This window comes from Micromonospora noduli (assembly GCF_003264365.1).
Lineage (GTDB): Bacteria > Actinomycetota > Actinomycetes > Mycobacteriales > Micromonosporaceae > Micromonospora > Micromonospora noduli.
This window is the reverse complement of sequence record NZ_PYAK01000134.1, coordinates 1-1,124: the sequence shown is the minus strand read 5'-3', so window position 1 is coordinate 1,124 and position 1,124 is coordinate 1. Positions and strand designations below refer to the sequence as shown.

1 protein-coding gene is annotated in these 1,124 nt (G+C 71.9%); it reads left to right on the top strand.

What is annotated here, in order from left to right:
- Positions 1-167 precede the first annotated feature (167 nt).
- Positions 168-1,091: an AEC family transporter gene (locus GUI43_RS33275; protein ID WP_112583125.1), complete on the top strand. Its 924-nt coding sequence runs from the start codon at positions 168-170 to the stop codon at positions 1,089-1,091.
- The last annotated feature ends 33 nt before the right edge of the window (positions 1,092-1,124 follow it).

Below are 1,124 nucleotides of genomic sequence, written 5' to 3'. Positions count from 1 at the left end.
GGAGACCGGCGAAAGCGCGGTGGAGTGTTACGCAACCGGGTTCACCCTGCGCAGGTCGATGACATCCTCGCCCAGGTGGAGATCGTCGCCGGGTTTCTCGACTCGTCCGCCCTGGACGCCCGTCAGTCCCTGAGCCGGCGCGACTCCCGCCCGCCGGTGACGCCCGTATGAGCTTGGTGTCGGCGTTCGCACCGATCTGGATCCTTACCGCGGTCGGCTACGCGGCCTGTCGTTGGGGCCTGCTGGGCGAGGCGGGGGCGTCGGTGCTCGGCCGGTTCGTGTTCCATCTTGCGATGCCGGCCGCCCTGTTCCTAGCGCTGTCCCGGATGCCGCTTTCCGGGTTCGCCGGGCGCGCGCTGCTCGCCTTTGGGGTGAGCACGGCCGCGGTCATCGGGTTCGGGTGGGTCGGCGCGAGCTGGCTGTTCGGTCGCGAGCCCGGCGAACGGCCGATCTGGGGCATGGCCGCCGGGTACGTGAACTCGGCGAACCTCGGCATCCCGATCGCAACGCAGGTTCTCGGCAACGTGTCGTTCCTGGCGGAGGTGGTGCTGCTGCAGGTGCTGGTGGTGACACCCGTGATCCTGGTCGCCCTGGACCGGCACAGCGACCCGGCCGGGCGGGTACGGGTCCGCCGTATCGCCTCCCTGCCGGTACGCAACCCTGTGATCCTGGCGTCGCTGCTCGGTGTCGCGTGCTCGGCTGCCGGCCTGCATCTGCCGTCGACGGCCGGCGCGTCGCTCACCCTGCTGTCGGGCGCCGCGGTTCCGGCCGCCCTGGTCGCGCTCGGCGCGTCGATGCACCGCACGGCGCCGTCGCGGGCCGAGCCGGCCGCGCCGGCCGAGCTGGCCGTGATCACCGCGCTGAAGCTCGTCGCACAGCCGGCCATCGCGTACGCGGCCGGGCTGGCCCTGCACCTATCCGCGCCGCAGTTGCTCGCCGTGGTGGTGTGCGCAGGCCTGCCGACAGCGCAGAACACCTTCATCTTCGGCCAGGAGTACGGCGTCGGCGAGGCGATGGCCAACCGCGCGGTGCTGGTGACCACGACGCTGTCGCTGGCCACCCTGGCCGCGGCGGCGGCGCTGCTCGGGTAGGTCCGTCAGCTGACTCGTCCAGCATCATGGTGA

Excerpts from the sequence above, each read along its gene's own strand:
- GUI43_RS33275 (WP_112583125.1), top strand. The coding sequence starts at position 168 with ATGAGCTTGGTGTCGGCGTTCGCACCGATCTGGATCCTTACCGCGGTC.